Source organism: Pseudoduganella violacea, assembly GCF_014191875.1.
GTDB lineage: Bacteria > Pseudomonadota > Gammaproteobacteria > Burkholderiales > Burkholderiaceae_D > Rugamonas > Rugamonas violacea_A.
The window spans coordinates 74,123-91,176 of record NZ_JACHXD010000013.1; the positions used below are offsets into that span (position 1 = coordinate 74,123).

Below are 17,054 nucleotides of genomic sequence, written 5' to 3' on the forward strand. Positions count from 1 at the left end.
GCCGCGGCGCCGCTTAGCCGGCGGTGCCGCCGACCGTCACGCCGTCGATGCGCAGGGTCGGTTGGCCGACGCCGACCGGCACGCTCTGGCCTTCCTTGCCGCACACGCCTACGCCGGGGTCGAGGCGCATATCGTTGCCGATCATGGAGATGCGATTCATCACTTCCGGGCCGTTGCCGATCAGCGTCGCGCCCTTGACCGGGTAGGTGATCTTGCCGTCTTCGATCATATACGCTTCGCTGGCCGAGAACACGAACTTGCCATTGGTGATGTCGACCTGGCCGCCGCCGAAGTTCGCCGCGTACAAGCCGTTTTTCACCGAGGCCAGGATCTCGCCCGGGTCCTTGTCGCCGCCCAGCATATAGGTGTTGGTCATGCGCGGCATCGGCAGGTGGGCGAAGGATTCGCGGCGCGCGTTGCCGGTCACTGGCATCTTCATCAGGCGCGCGTTCATCGTATCCTGGATATAGCCTTTCAGGATGCCGTCCTCGATCAAGGTGGTGCACTGGGTCGGGTTGCCCTCGTCGTCCATATTCAGCGAGCCGCGGCGGTCGGCCAGGGTGCCGTCGTCGACCACGGTCACGCCCTTGGCCGCCACGCGTTCGCCGATGCGGCCGGAGAAGGTGGACGAACCCTTACGGTTGAAGTCGCCCTCCAGGCCATGGCCCACCGCCTCGTGCAGCAGGATGCCGGGCCAGCCTGGGCCGAGCACCACGGTCATCGGGCCGGCCGGCGCGGGACGCGCGTCCAGGTTCACCAGCGCCGATTTCACGGCCTCGTCGGCATACTGCTGCAACAGGGCGTCGCTGAAATAGCTGTAGTCGTAGCGGCCGCCGCCGCCGGCCGAACCCATTTCGCGACGGCCGTTCTGCTCCACGATCACCGTCACCGAGACGCGCACCAGCGGGCGGATGTCGGCCGCCAGCACGCCGTCGCTGCGCGTGACCAGCACCACATCGTATTCGCCGGCCAGGCCGGCCATCACCTGCACCACGCGCGGGTCTTTGGCGCGCGCCATCTTTTCGACGCGTTCCAGCAGCTTGACCTTGGCCGTGGCGTCGAGCGAATCGATGGGGTCATGCGGCAGGTACAGCGAGCGCACGCCCTGCGGCTGCATGGCGGAGGCGACCTTGATCTTGCCGGCGCCAGCGCGCGCAATGGTGCGCGTGGCCGCCGCCGCTTCCAGCAGCGCGCGTTCGGAAATCTCGTCGGAATAGGAGAAGGCGGTCTTGTCGCCCGACACGGCGCGCACGCCGACGCCCTGGTCGATCGAGAAGCTGCCGGTCTTGACGATGCCCTCTTCCAGGCTCCAGCCCTCGTTCTTGGTGAACTGGAAGTACAGGTCGGCGTAATCGACCTTGTGCGTAAACATGCTGCCCAGGGCTTTCAGCAGCTTGCCCTCGTCCAGGCCGAAAGGCGTCAGCAGCACCTCGCGCGCCACCGCCAGCGAGGACAGATTGGGTTCAAATGGTTTCATAGTGGAATTCTCTTTTTATCGGCAGCCGAAACGGGTATGGCTGCATTGTAGTGGAATCGGGCGTTTTACATGGTGCGATGCTGCAGCGCCGGCAGGCTGGCGCGCACGGTGCCCAGGAAATCCAGGTCGACCTGGCCGTGCACCACGCCCTCGCCCTCGGCCAGCACGGCTTTCACTTCGCCCCAGGGGTCGATCAGCATGCTGTGGCCCCAGGTGCGGCGGCCGTTGACGTGCTGGCCGCCCTGGGCCGCCGCCAGCACATAGCACTGGTTCTCGATGGCGCGCGCGCGCAGCAGCACTTCCCAGTGCGCCTTGCCGGTGGTGTAGGTGAAGGCGGCCGGCACCACGATCAGGGACAGCGGCCCCATGGCGCGGTACAGCTCGGGGAAGCGCAAGTCGTAGCAGACCGAGAGGCCAACCTTGCCCAGCGGCGTGTCGACCGTGCCGACGCTGCGGCCGGGCACGATGGTGCGCGCCTCGTCGTAGGATTCGGTCCCCTTGGTAAAGCCGAACAGGTGGATCTTGTCGTAGCGTCCCACATGGCGGCCGGCCGGGTCGTAAACCAGGGTGGTGTTGATGACGCGCTCCGGGTCGTCCGAAGCCAGGGGCAGCGTGCCGCCCAGCAGCCAGACGCCGTGCTCGCGCGCCATGGCCGCCATGCAATCCTGGATGGGACCATGGCCGAGCTGCTCGGCCTGGCCCACCTTGTCGCTGTCGCTCAAGCCCATGATGGCCCAGTATTCGGGCAGCAGCACCAGCTTGGCGCCGGTGGCGGCCGCATCAGCCACCAGGCGGCGCGCCGTGGCGAGGTTGGCGGCCACGTCGGGCGTGGAAATCATCTGTACGGCGGCAACGGTATGCATGCTCATCCTTGTGGTTTGCGTTGGGGGGCGCCCTCCTGCTTCGCGCCGTCGAGTTTGGTCACCACGGGCGCCTTCCACGGCCCCGTCACTTGCATATGGTAGGTCAGCGCCTTCATCACCGGCTGGCTCAGGAACAGCTGGGCCAGGAAGCCGCCCAGGCCGATCACCGGGTTGACGGCCAGCGCATACACCAGCGGCGCCGTGCCCAGGTTGACCTCGGGGATCACCACCACGTGCAGATTGGTCGTTTCGTTGGCGATATCGGCCGTGCCCTCCATCAGTACAGTAGCGGCGACCCCATGCATTTTCAAGTTTTCGGTGCGCACGATGCCGCGGCTGATGCTGGCGTTGGCGCGGATGCCGTCGAAGGCCAGGCCTTCCGAGAAGACATCGTTGAAATCGAGCTTGAGCAGGCGCGGCAGCGCTTGCAGGCTGAGCACGCCCAACAGCTTGGCCGCGCCCGGGTCTTGCTTGAGGAACTGGCCCTTCTCCACATTCATGCTGATGGTGCCGGCCAGGCTTGGCGTATCGAATTCATAGGGCAAGCCCTTCCAGCTGATTTCGCCATTCAGCTTGCCCTTGCCGTTGCGCAGGGTGTCGGCGAAGCCGAAGCGTTCCAGCAGCTTGCCGGCGTTATGAATATCGAGATTGAAGTTGAGCGAGCTATTGTGCTGGCCATCCTTGCTCAGCCAGCGGCCCGTGCCCGTCAGTTCGCCGTCGGCATTGCTCAGCGCCAGCTTGTTCACGCGCCATTCGCGCGCCGAGGTGATCAGGGCGTTATACGCTTGCAGTTCGAGCTTGCCGAGCGGCTTGTTGAACAGTTCGAAGCGCTCGGCCACGATGTCCAGCGCCGGAATCGAGGGCGAGGTGGTCGAGCTCTCCAGCAAATCCTTGACTTCGTTGGCGGCCGATTCGGGAATGATCAGCGAGGACAGGCGCGCCGTGACCTTGCCCACGCCGCTGCCGCTGGCCGCCTCGCTCCAGGTCACATAGCCCGACACCTGGCGCGCATCGACGCTGGCCTGCCACACGCCCTTCTGGCGCGAAGCGCCCAGCACCACCTCATCGAGCTTGCGTTCGCCCAGCAGCAGTTCGCCGGCGCGCGCGGCCACGCTGTCGGGCACCACGTACTGGCCCAGCTCGGGGCCGTCGGCCTCCTTGCCAGCCTCGCCCTTGCCGCCGATGGCGCTCCCCAGCTCCAGCCATTCATCGACGTCGAGCGCCTTCAGGCTGACATTCAGCGCCAGCCCGCTGTCCGGCTCGGGCGCCGGCACATTCACGCCGATGCCGCCGCGCACCATCTTCCACGGAGCCTTGCCCTGGCGCTGGCGCTGGTAGCGCGCGCTGATGCCGCCGCCCAGGCCCAGGCGGATCTCGTCGCGCGCCAGGCCCGCCTCGTTGGCGGCGCTGCCGCTGAGCACGAAGCGCAGCGGCAGGCTGTCGGCCGGCGCCTTCTTGAGCGGGGCCGGCAAGTCCAGACCCAGGCCGTTGAGCGGCGATTCGATGCTGACCTGGTACTGGTGGTCGCGCACCGAGATCAGGCCGCTGTAGCGCGCGCCGCCATTGACGTGGCCGGTCAAGCGCTGCACCAGCGGGATCGGATACGCCTTGCGCAAGCCCTCGGCCGTCATGGCCCCGCCCAGCTTGACGACGATGGCGCCGTCGCGCTGGCTGCCGCCATTGATGGCCACCGGTCCGCCCAGCAGGTTGCCGGCCAGATTGTTCAGGTTGACGCCTTTTTCATTGAATTCGATCTTGCCCGTGGCTTGCTGCACGGGCGGCATATCGTTCCACAGCACCACATCGTTGCCCTGCAATTGCAGGCTGCCCAACACCTTGCTCTCGATGATGTGGTTGAGCGGCAGGTGCAGCTTGAGCGCCAGCCTGGCGTTGCCGCTGGCCGTTGTCTCGTCGGTGAAATGGCCGATCCATTCGAGCACCGGGCTGGCCGCCATGTATTTGAGGAAATCCTGCATCGGGCCGGCCGCCGTGCCGTCGATGTCGAGCACGCTGTCGTGGATGGTCAGGTCGGGAATCACCGCCTTCACATTCGACAGCGCCACGCCCAGGGTGCGCGCGGTGTCGCCGACGATTTCCATGCGCGCGCGGTCGAAGGCGAAATGGCCCTTGATCTTTTCGGCCTGGGGCCACAGCGGCGACTTGCCGTCCTTGGCGTAGAAGCCCGGATCGTAATTGAGCTTGGCGTTCTCCAGCCGGCCGGCGACGCGGAACTCGCCCTTGCCGCGGTCCGGGCTGTCGGCCTTGAAGGGGAAATGCGCCAGGTCGCCGCGCAGGCGCAGGCTGACCTCGTGCGCCGTGCCGTCTTCCAGCGCGCCAGTCAGCCAGTGGCGCAGGTGTTCCGGCGTCTGCAGCGGCAGATAGCGCGCGATGGTGTTGAGCTGGAAGCCGTCGAGCTTGCCGCCGAAATCGGCCACGCCCGGTCCCTTGCCGTTGAGCGGCAGGAGGTGGCTGCCGGAAATCGAGGCGTTCAAGCCATCCTGCTCGAACTGCAGGGTGTCGAGCTGGACGCGCAGATTCTTGCCATCGGCGCGCGACCAGTCGCCGCGCAGCTTGAGCTGCTGGAAACGCAGCGGCGGGCCGTCGAGCCAGGCCGGCAGATGCAGGGCCAGGCCGGGCGCGTCGAAGTCGACATGGCCGCCGTCGCTGCCGGCCTCGAAGGCGCCGCTCAATTGTTCGAAACCGGGCAGGGCCGGCAGCGCGGGCGTGGCCGGCTGGGCCTCGGTGGCGGCCTGGGCCGCACGCGCGGCCAGCGCGTTCATGCCGAGTCCTTCGACCTGGGCCTTCAGGCGCACGGCTTGGAAGGCCGCGACGCCGCCCTGCCATTCGGCGCTGCCCTGCAGCAGGCGGCCGCGCGGCGCGGCCTCGGCCAGCACCTCCTGCTGGAAGGCGGGCAAGGGCAGGCGCGACGCGAGCTGGGCCAGCACCGCCAGGTCGAAGTCCTGCGCCTGGACGCTGGTGCGCGCCGGCTTGCTGGCGGCCGCCGCCACATGGTGCAGCTGGAGCGCGGCCGGCGCCAAGGCCACGCCGTCCGGGGTGCGCAGGGAGAAACCATTGAGGCTGGCGTCGAAGCCGTGCGCGCCAAAAGCGGGCGCGGGCGTGCCGGCCGGGGCCGCCGTGGCGCGCGCCGGCGGCGCCACTTCGCGCGCGGCGACGCGTCCGCTCAATTCAGCCAGCTCGACCGGCGGCAGGGTCTTGCCGAGCTGGGCATAAACATCCTGCAGGCCGACATCGGCCGTGAACGCCGCCAGGCGCGCATGGTCGAGCGTGAACCAGGCGCGCACATTGCCTTTGCCGCGTTCCAGGTTGAAGGGATAGGCCAGATAATCTTTCCATGCCGTCAAGTCGGCGCGCCGCACATCGGCATACAGCTCGCCCTTCCACAGCTTGACGTTGGAACGGCGCGCGGCAAACGCCGGGTGGGTGAAATCGGCGCGCAGATCGACCGGGGCGCCATAGGCGGCCGGCGGCGTGGCGTTCAGCGCCAGCTGGTGGCGCCGCCATTGATTGCGCATGCGCAGGTTCACATTCTCGAGCGAGAGGGTGGGCGTGGCGCGGCGCGCGTCGGTCCAGTCCACCCGGCCTTCGCGGATCACCACCTCGTGCTGGGCCAGCAGCCAGTCGGCGCCGCGGCCCTCGCCCTCTTTTTCCAGGTCGATCAGCACGCCCGCCACATACAGCTTGCCGTCGGCTTCGCGCCGCATATCGAGGCGCGGACGGATCAGTTCCAGCGCATCGAAGCGCACATCGGCCGCCGCCACGCTCCACCAGGACAGGGTGGCCGAGACGCTGGGCAGGTGCAAGGCCTGGCCGCCACGGCGGTCGCGCAGCACCACATCGCCCAGGAAGAAAGTGGGACGCAGGCCGGACCAGGAGGCGTAAATGCGGGCGATGCTGACCGGATTGCCGACGGCGCGGCTGGCCAGGCGCTCGAAATCGCCCTTGTAATGGTCGATATTGGGCAGCACCGCGTAGCGCAGCACCAGGAACAGCAGGGCGAACAGGAAATACAGCAGCAGCGCCAGCTTCAGCGTGAAGCCCAGCAGGTGGTGGGTGGCCAGGTTGGCGACGCGGTAGGCGGCACGCACGCGGTGCCAGCGCGCAGCCAGCGGCCCTTCGTCTGCGTCGGTATGCTGCGGCGAATTCTGCATCAAAATAATCTGTCAGGCCCGGCCAGGTCGTCACCCTGGCGTAAAATAAGTCGCGAAATCAGTTCAGTTCCTGCTACGCCCGGCGAGCGGCTCAGCCTGCGACGGCATTCTACCGCATACCCGGCCCCATCATGCCCCAATTACACGACCTTACCGACATAATGAGCTTGCCCTCCCCCGCTACCGCCTCCCGTTTCTACCAGCGCTGGCTCAGCGCCGATCCGGGGCGGCCAGCCCAGGTGGATGCTTTATCCCAATTATCGCTGGCCGGGCTCGATTTGGGGGCCGCCTTGCTGGCGCAGCAGGAAAATGGGACCGCCCCGCCCCTGCCCCTGGGACGCGGCATGCGGCGTTTGCGCAACTTGCTGGTGGCCACGCTGCTGCGGCGCGACCTGGAAGGCCGGGCCGACCTGGCCGAGGTGGTGGGGACGATGACGGCCCTGGCTGATTTCGCCATCCAGCGCCACCTGGCCGAACTCGACGCCGAGCTGCGCGCCGCCCACGGCGTGCCGACCGGCCATGAGTCGGGCCAGGAACAGCAATTGATGGTGCTGGCCATGGGCAAGCAGGGCGGCGGCGAACTGAACGTGTCCTCGGACATCGACCTGATCTTCGTCTACCCCGAGGATGGCGACACCGTCGCCACGGCGCCGGGCCAGCGCAGCCTGTCCAACCACGAGTATTTCGTCCGCCTCGGCAAGCGCTTGATCGCCGCCCTGTCCGAAATCACCGAAGACGGCTTCACCTTCCGCGTCGACATGGCGCTGCGCCCGAACGGCGGCTCCGGCCCGCTGGCGGCCAGCCTGGGCATGGTCGAGCAATACCTGATCGTCCAGGGCCGCGAATGGGAGCGCTACGCCTGGCTGAAAGCGCGCGCCGTCACCGGCCGCGCCGCCGACATCGAGGCGCTGGACGCCATCGTGCGCCCTTTCTGCTTCCGCCGCTATCTGGACTTCGGCGTGATCGACGCCATCCGCAGCATGCACGCCCAGATCCGCGCCGAGGTCAACCGCCAGGAGCGTCTGCACCCGGACCGCAGCCATAACGTCAAGCTGGGCCGCGGCGGCATCCGCGAAATCGAATTCCTGACCCAGGTCTTCCAGCTCATCCGCGGCGGGCGCGACCCCAGCCTGCGCGCCCGCTCGACGCGCGCCACCCTGCGCCTGCTGCCGGACAAGGGCTTGCTCGACGCCGCCGTGGTCGAGCAGTTGCTGGCCTCCTACACCTTCCTGCGCAATCTGGAGCACCGCCTGCAATACCTGGAAGACGCCCAGACCCACACGCTGCCGCCCAACCCGGCCGACCGCCTGCAGGTGGCGCAGTGGATGGGCCTGGCCGACGAGGACGCCCTGCTGGCCACGCTGGCCGGCCACCGCCGCTTCGTCGCCGAGCAGTTCGACGCCATCTTCGCCGACAAGAGCGGCGGCAATTCCGAGCAGCATATCGACCCCGACACCAGCGACGCCTGCGCCGATCCCGACAACCGCGAAGCGATCGAGGCGCGCTTCGCCACCCTGGCCTACGACGACCCGGCGGCGGCGGCCCAGCGCCTGATCGCCACCTGGCAGGCGCCGCGCCTGCAGAGCCTGCCCGAAGCGAGCCGCCAGCGCCTGGTGGCCCTGGTCAACGCTGCGCTGCCGCTGATCGCCCGCATCGCCCAGGAATCGAGCCTGGGCAGCCAGCTCGCCACCCTGGGCCGCCTGCTCGACTTCCTGGAAGCGATCGCGCGCCGCTCGGCCTACCTGTCGCTGCTGACCGAGTACCCGCACACGCTGGAACGTGTGATCCGCATGATGCACGCGAGCGGCTGGGCCGCCACCTTCCTCAACCAGCACCCGATCCTGCTCGACGAACTGCTCGACGACCGCGTGCGCAGCGCCGCCTTCGATCCCGCCGCGCTGGCCGTGGAACTGGAAGCCCAGTTGGCCGTCGACGCCGACGATACCGAGCGCCAGCTCGACATCCTGCGCGAGGTGCATCACGCCCAGCTGTTCCGCCTCTTGGCCCAGGATCTGGCCGGCGACCTGACCGTCGAGCGCCTGGCCGACCACCTGTCGGCCCTGGCCGACGTCATCGTCGCGGCCGTCGTGAAGGCGGCTTGGCAGACCGTGGCCAAGCGCCACCGCGAGGTGCCGCGCTTTGCCGTCATCGCGTATGGCAAGCTGGGCGGCAAGGAGCTCGGCTATGTTTCCGACCTCGACGTGATCTTCCTGTTCGACGACGAGGACCAGGACGCCCCGGCCCTGTACGCGCGCCTGGCGCAGCGCTTCATCACCTGGATGACCTCGCACACCTCGGCCGGCATCCTGTTCGATGTCGACACCGCGCTGCGTCCGGACGGCGCCAGCGGCATGCTGGTGTCGAGCGTGCAAGCCTTTGAGCGCTACCAGCAAGCCTCGGCCTGGGTCTGGGAGCACCAGGCGCTGACGCGCGCCCGCTTCTGCGCCGGCGACGCCGCCATCGGCGCGCGCTTCGAGCAGATCCGCTGCCAGGTGCTGCGCCAGGCGCGGCCGGACGAGGCGGCCCTGAAGCGCGAAGTGCTGGCCATGCGCCGCCGCATGGCCGAAGCCTATCCCAGCCGCGGCGACCTGTTCGACTTGAAACAGGATGCCGGCGGCATGATCGATATCGAATTCATCGTGCAATACCTGGTGCTGCGCCACGCCGCCGCCTACGCCGAACTGACCGGCAATGTCGGCAATATCGCCCTGCTCAAGCTGTGCGCCGGCCTGGGCCTGATCGACGCCGCGCTGGCGGGCGCCGTGGCCGACGCTTACCGCGCCCTGCGCAAGCTGCAACACCAACTGCGCCTGCAGGGCCAGGAGCAGTCGCGCGTCGATCCGGCGCGGGTGGCGTTGCATATTGAACCCGTAAAACGTTTATGGGAGGAAATATTTGCTGATGCGGAAGAGTAATTCGCCTATAGTGACTGTGTAGCGCCTTATAAAACAGAATGACAGCGCTGCCGCGCTGTCATCCGCACACAGGAGACCGCAATGAAAGCCATACTGGGTGGCATCGCCATATCCCTGGGCATCCTCGCCCTGCCTGCCACGGCCGCCGACAAGGGCTCGGCCGACGAAGCCATCGCCATGGTCAAAAAGGCCGTCGCGCTGTACAAGGCCGACGGCCGCGACAAGGCCTTCGCCGCCTTCGCCGACCCGGCCAACAAGGATTTCCACGACCGCGACCTGTACATCTATGTGTATGACTTGAACGGCGTGGCCCTGGCGCACGGCAATAATCCGAAGATGGTGGGGCGCAATCTGCTGTCGATGAAGGATAACGAGGGCAAGGCCATGATCCAGGAAATGGTGGACATCGCCAAAGCCAAGGGCAAGGGCTGGGTCGATTACAAGTGGCCCAATCCCGCCACCAAGACCGTCGACCATAAATCGGGCTATGTGGAAAAGGTCGACGATATCCTGATTGGGTCCGGCATTTATAAATAAGCGCGCGGCCTTTACGCTCCTCCCGGCAGGCGGCAACAGGCTGCGGCTGCTAATGCCCGCCGAAAGACCGGGTATAACTGCATGCTGAACCTGCCGCCTGGCCGGCGTTCAGGCCGCCAGGCGCGGCTCCAGCTCGGCCAGGCTGACGTGGCCCAGGAAGCGGCCGCTGCTCACGGCCGGACGCTGCTGCTCGATGGCGTCGGCGAAGTACACGGCCGGATCGCCGCACAGCTCATGCAGATGGCGGCGCAAATGCGGATAGCGCCGCGTATCCAGGCCGGCATAGCGCTCGGCCCAGCGCCCCAGCGCGACGAAATTGGCATCGGCCACGGTGCGCTTGTTGCCGTCGAGCCACTCACGGTCGCGCAGCAGTTCGTCCAGGCGGGCGCAAGCCGCTTCCATGCGCGGCTGCTCGGCCAGCAGCTCGGTGTCGAGGAAATGCATCATCTGGTCCAGCCGCGCGCGCTCGGGCGTGCCGGCGCGGTAACCCAGCAGATGGCCGCGGCGCGCGCCCAGGTGGCGCAGGATGGCGCGGCAGTTGCGGATGGTGCGGCGGCCCGCCAGCAGGGCCGGCGCCGGCCGCGCCGCCTCGTCCAGCCGGCTCAGGCGGTATGGCTGGCACAGCCACTCCAGCGCGACGATATTGCCGAAGGCGCAGCCTTGCTCGGCGCGGTAAAACAGTACGGGTTCCATGCATGCTCCCTATTCTTCTGGTGGTCAGGACGGCCTTGCCCGGACCGTCATCGTGTATCGGGAAACATTGTCGCGGCGATATAGGACATAATTACCCCTCATTCAATCGCGAGCGGAAAATAAATGTCGAAACCGGCGACCAAGGCCTTGGCCATCCTGGAAATGCTGCAGAACCAGCGCCAGATTTCCGGCGCCGAACTGGCCGAGCGGGTCGGCATCGACCGCCGCAGCCTGCGCCGCTATATCGCCGCGCTCGAAGAGCTGGGCATTCCCATCACCGCGGAGCGGGGCCGCTACGGCGGCTATATGCTGGTGCCTGGCTTCAAGCTGCCGCCGCTGATGTTTACCAATGAGGAAGCGGCGGCCGTGGCGCTGGGCCTGCTGGCGGTGCGCTCGCTGCGCCTGGCCGACACGGCGCCGGCCGTGGCCAGCGCCCAGGCCAAGCTGGAACGCGTGATGCCGCCGGCGCTGCAAAGCGGGGTGCAGGCGCTGCGCGCCACGGCCGTGCTGGAAACGCCGGAACCGTATTGGGCCGGCCATGGCGTCACGCGCCCGGCCCTGACCGGCGAGCTGACGGCGCTGGCGCTGGCGGCCCAGACCCAGCACCGCGTGCGCTTCGAATACCGGCCGCCGGCCGGCGAGGCGGTGTGGCGCGCTTTCGATCCCTATGGCCTGGTGTTCAGCCACGGCCGCTGGTACACCATCGGCATGTGCCGCCTGCGCCTGGCCTTGCGCTCCTTCCGTCTCGACCGCATCGGCCTGGTACAGGAAACCGGCGAAGCTTTCGAGCGGCCCAACGATTTCGACGCCGCCGAACATCTGGCGCACAGCATGGCCACCCTGCCCCGCCCGCTCACGCTGAGCGTGCTGCTGCACACCGACCACGCCACCGCCGTGCGCGAGCTGGGGCGCCAGGTCGGCACCTTGACGGTGCAGGAAGGCGGCGGCGTGCTGCTGCAGGCCAGCACCACCAGCTATGCCTGGTTTGCCCGCCTGCTCGGTTCGACCACCTTCGATTTCACGGTGCGCGAACCGCAGGCCCTGCGCGACGCCTTGCTGGACGAAGCGGCCCGCCTGCAGCGCCTGGCCAGCCGCGCCTAGGCGCCGCGGGCATCAGCGCTTACTGCTCCCAGGCCGCCAGCAGCAGCGCGCGCAGCTTGCTCAGGGCCAGGGCCGGCGGCAGCGTGCCGGCCGCCACCGCCAGCGCCAACGCCCTGGCCGCGCCGAGAAAGGCAATCATGGCCGCGGGACAGGGCGTCCCGGGCCGGAACGCCGCCATCCGCGCCGCGCAAAAGGCCAGGAAGGCTTCGTCATTGGCGCGCAGCACGGCCTCCGTTTCGGCCGCGCCATACATGGCGGCCTCCACCGCCAGCGAGGCGGAATCCGAGGACAGCACGCAGTCGATATACGCTTGCGCCAGCACCGTGGCCACTTGCGCGCCATCCTGGGCCTGGTCCAGCGCGGCGGCCGTGACGGCCAGATGCCGTTCGCAGCAGCGGGTATACAGCGCCGCCAGCAAGCCTTCCCGGGTCTGGAAGTGTTCGTAGGCGATGGGTTTGGAGACGCCGGCCCGCTCCGCGACACGGGCCAGGGTCATGGCATTGGCGCCCTCTTCCCCGACCAGCTCCAGGGCGCAATCCATCAATTGCTCGCGCCGCGATTCGGCGCTCATGCGTTTTTTCATGCGCCGATTGTAGCACGCCGGGCAAAAAATCCTACCATTCGTAAGTTACCGATGGTAGGATGCGCCTTTTCCACCACTGGAGCACCCTCCCATGAAAACCGTGATCGTCATCGGCGCCAATGGCGCCATCGGCCAAGCCGCCCTATCGGGCCTGCGGCAACACCGCATCGTCCGCGCCAACCGCTCCGGCCAGGACGCCGAGCACCAGGTAGACATCAGCGACGCCGCCTCGCTGGAGCGCCTGTTCGAGCGCGTCGGCCACTTCGACGCCGTGGTCAACGCCGCCGGCTTCTGCGAATACGCGCCCTTCCTCGACATGAGCGAGGCGCAATGGCGCGCCACCCTCGACAGCAAGCTGCTGGGCCAGATGAATGTGGTGCGCGTCGGCGCCCGCCATATCGCCGACGGCGGCTCCTTCACGCTGATTTCCGGCATCCTGTCCAGCAAGCCGCTGCCCATGGCCATTGCCGACGCCACCGCCAGCGGCGCCATCGAAACCTTCGTCAAATGCGTGGCCTTCGAACTGCCGCGCGGCATCCGCGTGAATGTCATCAATCCCACCGTGCTGGAGGAATCCTGGGCTGCCTACGGCCCCATGATGCCGGGCTTCCAGCCGGTGCCGGGCGCCCTGGTGGGCAAGGCTTTCCAGCGCAGCGTCGACGGGTTCATCACGGGCCAGGTACTGACCGTGGACGCCTGAAACAGCGGACGTAAAAAAACCCTCACGGCGCGAGCCGTGAGGGTTTTTTCATGATGCAGGCGCCGGGGATTACTTGGCGTTCATCAGGGCCACGGTGGTGTCCAGCATGCGGTTGCTGAAGCCCCACTCGTTGTCGTACCAGGACGAAACCTTGACCAGACGGCCGGAGACCTTGGTCAGGGTGGCGTCGAAGTTGGACGAAGCCGGGTTGTGGTTGAAGTCCACCGAGACCAGCGGCTCGGTGTTGTAGGTCAGGATGCCTTTCAGCGCGCCGTCGGCGGCCGACTTCATCAGGGCGTTGATTTCGTCCACGGTGGTGTCGCGCTTGGCGATGAAGGACAGGTCGACGATCGAGACATTGATGGTCGGCACGCGGATGGCGTAGCCGTCCAGCTTGCCGTTCAGCTCAGGCAGCACCAGGCCCACCGCGGCGGCGGCGCCGGTCTTGGTCGGGATCATGGACTGGGTGGCGGAACGGGCGCGGCGCAGGTCTTCGTGCATCACGTCGGTCAGCACCTGGTCGTTGGTGTAGGCGTGCACGGTGGTCATCAGGCCGGTTTCCAGGCCGATGGCGTCATGCAGGGGCTTGACCAGCGGGGCCAGGCAGTTGGTGGTGCAGGACGCGTTCGAGATCACGGTGTCGGTGGCTTTCAGCACGCCGTGGTTGACGCCGTACACGACGGTCGCGTCCACATCCTTGCCGCCCGGGGCCGAGATGATCACTTTCTTGGCGCCGCCTTTCAGGTGGGCCGACGCTTTTTCCTTGGTGGTGAAGAAGCCGGTGCACTCGAGCACCACGTCCACGCCCAGCTCGCCCCATGGGATTTCAGCCGGATTGCGCTGCGCGAACACGCGGATCGGATCGCCATTGACGATCATGTTCTCGCCTTCCACCGTCACGGTGCCGGGGAATTTGCCGTGGGCCGTGTCGTAGCGGGTCAGGTGGGCGTTCGATTCGGCGTTGCCGAGGTCGTTGATCGCCACGATCTGGATGTCTTGTTTTTTACCGCCTTCGTAGAAAGCGCGCAGGATGTTGCGGCCGATACGGCCATAACCGTTAATTGCTACTTTGATCGTCATACATGTGCTCCTGATTAAAAAAATGGGTCTTCTTATGCAACCAGAACAGATTTGACTTTGGCCACCACGTTCTCCACGGTGAAGCCGAAATGCTTGAACAGCACGCCTGCGGGCGCCGACTCGCCGAAGCTGTCGATGCCCACCACAGCGCCTTCCAGACCGACGTACTTGTACCAGAAATCGGTGACGCCCGCCTCGATGGCGACGCGCGGCAGACCTTTGCCCAGCACGGCCGCTTTATAGGCGGCGTCCTGGCGGTCGAATACATCGGTCGACGGCATGGACACCACGCGCACCGGCACGCCCTGCTCTTTGAGGGCGGCCGCCGCCGCTTGCGCCAGCTCGATTTCGGAACCGGTGGCGATCAGCACGGCTTTGGCGTCGGCCGCGTCGGCCAGCACATAGCCGCCGCGCGCGATATTGGCGATGGTCGCGGCGCTGCGTTCCTGGAACGGCAGGTTTTGGCGCGAGAAGATCAGGGTGCTCGGGCCGTCCTTGCGTTTCACGGCTTCGCCCCAGGCCACCATCGATTCGACGGTGTCGGCCGGACGCCAGTTGTCCAGGTTCGGGATCAGGCGCAGCGAGGAGACGTGCTCGACCGACTGGTGGGTCGGACCGTCTTCACCGAGGCCGATGGAATCGTGGGTGAACACGAAGATCGAACGCTGCTTCATCAGCGCGGCCATGCGCAGGGCGTTGCGGCTGTAGTCGGAGAAGGTCAGGAAGGTGGCGCCGAACGGGATGTAGCCGCCGTGCAGGGCGACGCCGTTCATGATGGCGCTCATGCCGAACTCGCGCACGCCGTAGTTGATGTGGTTGCCAGGCTGGCCGGAACGCACGGCGATGCATTCTTTCCAGTTGGTCAGGTTGGAGCCGGTCAGGTCGGCCGAGCCGCCCAGGAATTCCGGCAGCACCGGCGCCAGCGCCTGGATCGCGTTCTGGCTGGCTTTACGGGTGGCGATGGTTTCTTTCTTGTCCACGCAGGCGGCGATGGCCGCTTGCAGCGTGGCCTCGAAGTTGGCGGGCAGATCGCCGGCCATGCGGCGCTTCAGTTCAGCCGCTTCGCTCGGGTAGGCGGCGGCGTAGGCGGCGAATTTCGCATCCCATTCGCCTTCGTGGGCGGCGCCCTGGGCCTTGAAGTCCCAGGCGGCGGAGACGTCGTCCGGAATCACGAAAGGCTCGGCGCCCCAGCTGATGTACTCGCGCACGGCGGCGATTTCCTTGTCGCCCAGCGCGGCGCCGTGCACCTTGTCGCCGCCCTGCAGATTGGGCGAACCCTTGCCGATGATGGTTTTGCAGCAGATCAGGGTCGGCTTGTCGGCGGCCTTGGCGGCGGCGATGGCGGCGGCCACGGCGGCCACGTCATGGCCGTCCACATTGCGGATCACGTTCCAGCCGTAGGACTCGAAGCGCTTCGGCGTATCGTCGGTGAACCAGCCTTCCACCTTGCCGTCGATCGAGATGCCGTTGTCGTCGTACAGGGCGATCAGTTTTTTCAGGCCGAGGGTGCCGGCCAGCGAGCACACCTCGTGCGAGATGCCTTCCATCAGGCAGCCGTCGCCCAGGAAGGCGTAGGTGTAGTGGTCGACCACGTCGTGACCAGGCTTGTTGAATTCAGCGGCCAGCAGGTACTCGGCCAGCGCCATGCCGACCGCGTTGGCGATGCCCTGGCCCAGCGGACCGGTGGTGGTTTCCACGCCGGGCGTGATGTCCACTTCCGGGTGGCCCGGGGTTTTCGAGTGCAGCTGGCGGAAGCTGCGGATGTCGTCCATCGACACCGCGTAGCCGCTCAGGTGCAGCAGCGCGTAATGCAGCATGGAGCCGTGGCCGTTGGACAGCAGGAAACGGTCGCGGTTCTGCCATTTGGGATTGGCCGGGTTGTGGCGGTGGTGGCCGCTCCACAATGCAACGGCAATCTCGGCCATGCCCATCGGCATGCCGGGGTGGCCGGAATTGGCCTTCTGTACTGCGTCCATTGCCAGCGCGCGGATCGCGTTGGCCATCTGAGTAGTCGGGAGCGTAGATTTCATCGTGGTTTGTCGCGGAAGGTTTGGAATTCGTTGCCAGGTGCTGCATCGCGGGCGCGGCCTAAACCGGCGCTACCTGCTGAACCTGATATTTTACCAGAGCGGGGGGCCGCGCTTTAAAATTGCGCATTCAAATCACACCGGAAAATCCGCGATGCCCCGTTTTTACTGCGCCCAGCCGCTCTCCCCCGGCCTGACCCTCGACCTGCCGCCCGAAGTGGCCCACCACGTCCACGTGCTGCGCCTGGCGCCGGGCGAAACGCTGAACCTGTTCGACGGCCGCGGCGGCGAATACGCGGCCGTGCTGGACGAGGTCGGCAAGAAGCGCGCCACCGCCACCCTCGGCGGCTTCCATGCGCGCGAAGCGGAACTGCCGTATGCCGTGACCCTGGCCCAGGCCCTGCCTGAAGGCACGAAGATGGACTGGATTATCGAAAAAGCCATGGAACTGGGCGTGGCGGCCGTGCAGCCGCTGGCGGCGCGGCGCTGCGTGGTGCGCCTGTCGGCCGAACGGGCCGAGAAAAAGCTCGCGCACTGGCAGGGCGTGATCGTGGCCGCGGCCGAACAAAGCGGACGCAACCGCCTGGCCAGCCTGGCCGAGCCGCTCGAACTGCGCGAGTGGCTGGCACGACCGGCGCCGCGGCGCATCCTGCTCAGCCCGCGCGCCGACGCCTCGCTGGCGCAATGGGCGCAGCGCAATGCGCCACAGGACCTGAGCTTGCTGGTCGGCCCCGAAGGCGGCTTCACGACCGAGGAAGAAGACGCCGCCATCGCCGCCGGCGCCCTGCCCCTGTCCATGGGACCGCGCGTGCTGCGCACCGAAACGGCCGCCCTGGCCGCGCTCGCCATCCTCAACGGCGCCTGGGACCCGGCCTGATGCCGCGCTAGTTCCGCGTCCGCGCGCCGCGC

General features: G+C 67.2%; 12 protein-coding genes. 5 read left to right on the forward strand and 7 right to left on the reverse strand.

Annotated features, from left to right (window positions below):
- Window positions 1-13: 13 nt before the first annotated feature.
- From tldD to FHS03_RS20520, 3 genes are all read right to left on the reverse strand, one after another.
- A complete protein-coding gene (tldD, locus tag FHS03_RS20510; protein ID WP_183442795.1) occupies window positions 14-1,477 on the reverse strand; it encodes a metalloprotease TldD in 1,464 nt (487 codons plus the stop codon).
- 65 nt (window positions 1,478-1,542) lie between these two features.
- A complete protein-coding gene (locus tag FHS03_RS20515) occupies window positions 1,543-2,340 on the reverse strand; it encodes a carbon-nitrogen hydrolase family protein (RefSeq protein WP_183442796.1) in 798 nt (265 codons plus the stop codon).
- A gap of 2 nt (window positions 2,341-2,342) precedes the next feature.
- A complete protein-coding gene (locus FHS03_RS20520; RefSeq protein ID WP_183442797.1) occupies window positions 2,343-6,509 on the reverse strand; it encodes a YhdP family protein in 4,167 nt (1,388 codons plus the stop codon).
- A gap of 161 nt (window positions 6,510-6,670) precedes the next feature.
- On the opposite strand from FHS03_RS20520, the gene glnE reads away from it, so the two are divergent.
- Window positions 6,671-9,424, forward strand: a complete 2,754-nt coding sequence (gene glnE / locus FHS03_RS20525) for a bifunctional [glutamate--ammonia ligase]-adenylyl-L-tyrosine phosphorylase/[glutamate--ammonia-ligase] adenylyltransferase (protein ID WP_183442798.1) — start codon at window positions 6,671-6,673, stop codon at window positions 9,422-9,424.
- Between the two features lie 81 nt (window positions 9,425-9,505).
- Window positions 9,506-9,961, forward strand: a complete 456-nt coding sequence (locus FHS03_RS20530) for a cache domain-containing protein (protein WP_183442799.1) — start codon at window positions 9,506-9,508, stop codon at window positions 9,959-9,961.
- A gap of 108 nt (window positions 9,962-10,069) precedes the next feature.
- On the opposite strand, the gene FHS03_RS20535 is transcribed toward FHS03_RS20530, so the two are convergent.
- Window positions 10,070-10,654, reverse strand: coding sequence for a glutathione S-transferase family protein (locus tag FHS03_RS20535; RefSeq protein WP_183442800.1), 585 nt, complete (start codon window positions 10,652-10,654; stop codon window positions 10,070-10,072).
- Between the two features lie 123 nt (window positions 10,655-10,777).
- On the opposite strand from FHS03_RS20535, the gene FHS03_RS20540 reads away from it, so the two are divergent.
- On the forward strand, window positions 10,778-11,755 hold the full coding sequence (locus tag FHS03_RS20540) for a helix-turn-helix transcriptional regulator (RefSeq protein ID WP_183442801.1): 978 nt from the start codon (window positions 10,778-10,780) through the stop codon (window positions 11,753-11,755).
- Window positions 11,756-11,774: 19 nt separating this feature from the next.
- On the opposite strand, the gene FHS03_RS20545 is transcribed toward FHS03_RS20540, so the two are convergent.
- On the reverse strand, window positions 11,775-12,326 hold the full coding sequence (locus tag FHS03_RS20545; protein ID WP_183442802.1) for a TetR/AcrR family transcriptional regulator: 552 nt from the start codon (window positions 12,324-12,326) through the stop codon (window positions 11,775-11,777).
- Window positions 12,327-12,429: 103 nt separating this feature from the next.
- Between FHS03_RS20545 and FHS03_RS20550 the strand changes: the two genes are divergently transcribed.
- Complete coding sequence (locus FHS03_RS20550; protein ID WP_183442803.1) at window positions 12,430-13,038, forward strand: short chain dehydrogenase; 609 nt, start codon at window positions 12,430-12,432, stop codon at window positions 13,036-13,038.
- Between the two features lie 69 nt (window positions 13,039-13,107).
- Here the strand turns inward: FHS03_RS20550 and gap are convergent, their stop codons facing one another.
- The gene (gene gap / locus FHS03_RS20555) at window positions 13,108-14,118 is read right to left on the reverse strand and encodes a type I glyceraldehyde-3-phosphate dehydrogenase (RefSeq protein WP_050409162.1); all 1,011 of its coding nucleotides are present in this window, start codon (window positions 14,116-14,118) and stop codon (window positions 13,108-13,110) included.
- Between the two features lie 32 nt (window positions 14,119-14,150).
- Window positions 14,151-16,148 carry a transketolase gene (gene tkt, locus FHS03_RS20560; RefSeq protein ID WP_183442804.1) on the reverse strand — a complete coding sequence of 666 codons (1,998 nt, stop codon included), beginning with the start codon at window positions 16,146-16,148 and terminating at the stop codon, window positions 14,151-14,153.
- A gap of 151 nt (window positions 16,149-16,299) precedes the next feature.
- Between tkt and FHS03_RS20565 the strand changes: the two genes are divergently transcribed.
- Window positions 16,300-17,022: a 16S rRNA (uracil(1498)-N(3))-methyltransferase gene (locus tag FHS03_RS20565; protein ID WP_183442805.1), complete on the forward strand. Its 723-nt coding sequence runs from the start codon at window positions 16,300-16,302 to the stop codon at window positions 17,020-17,022.
- The last annotated feature ends 32 nt before the right edge of the window (window positions 17,023-17,054 follow it).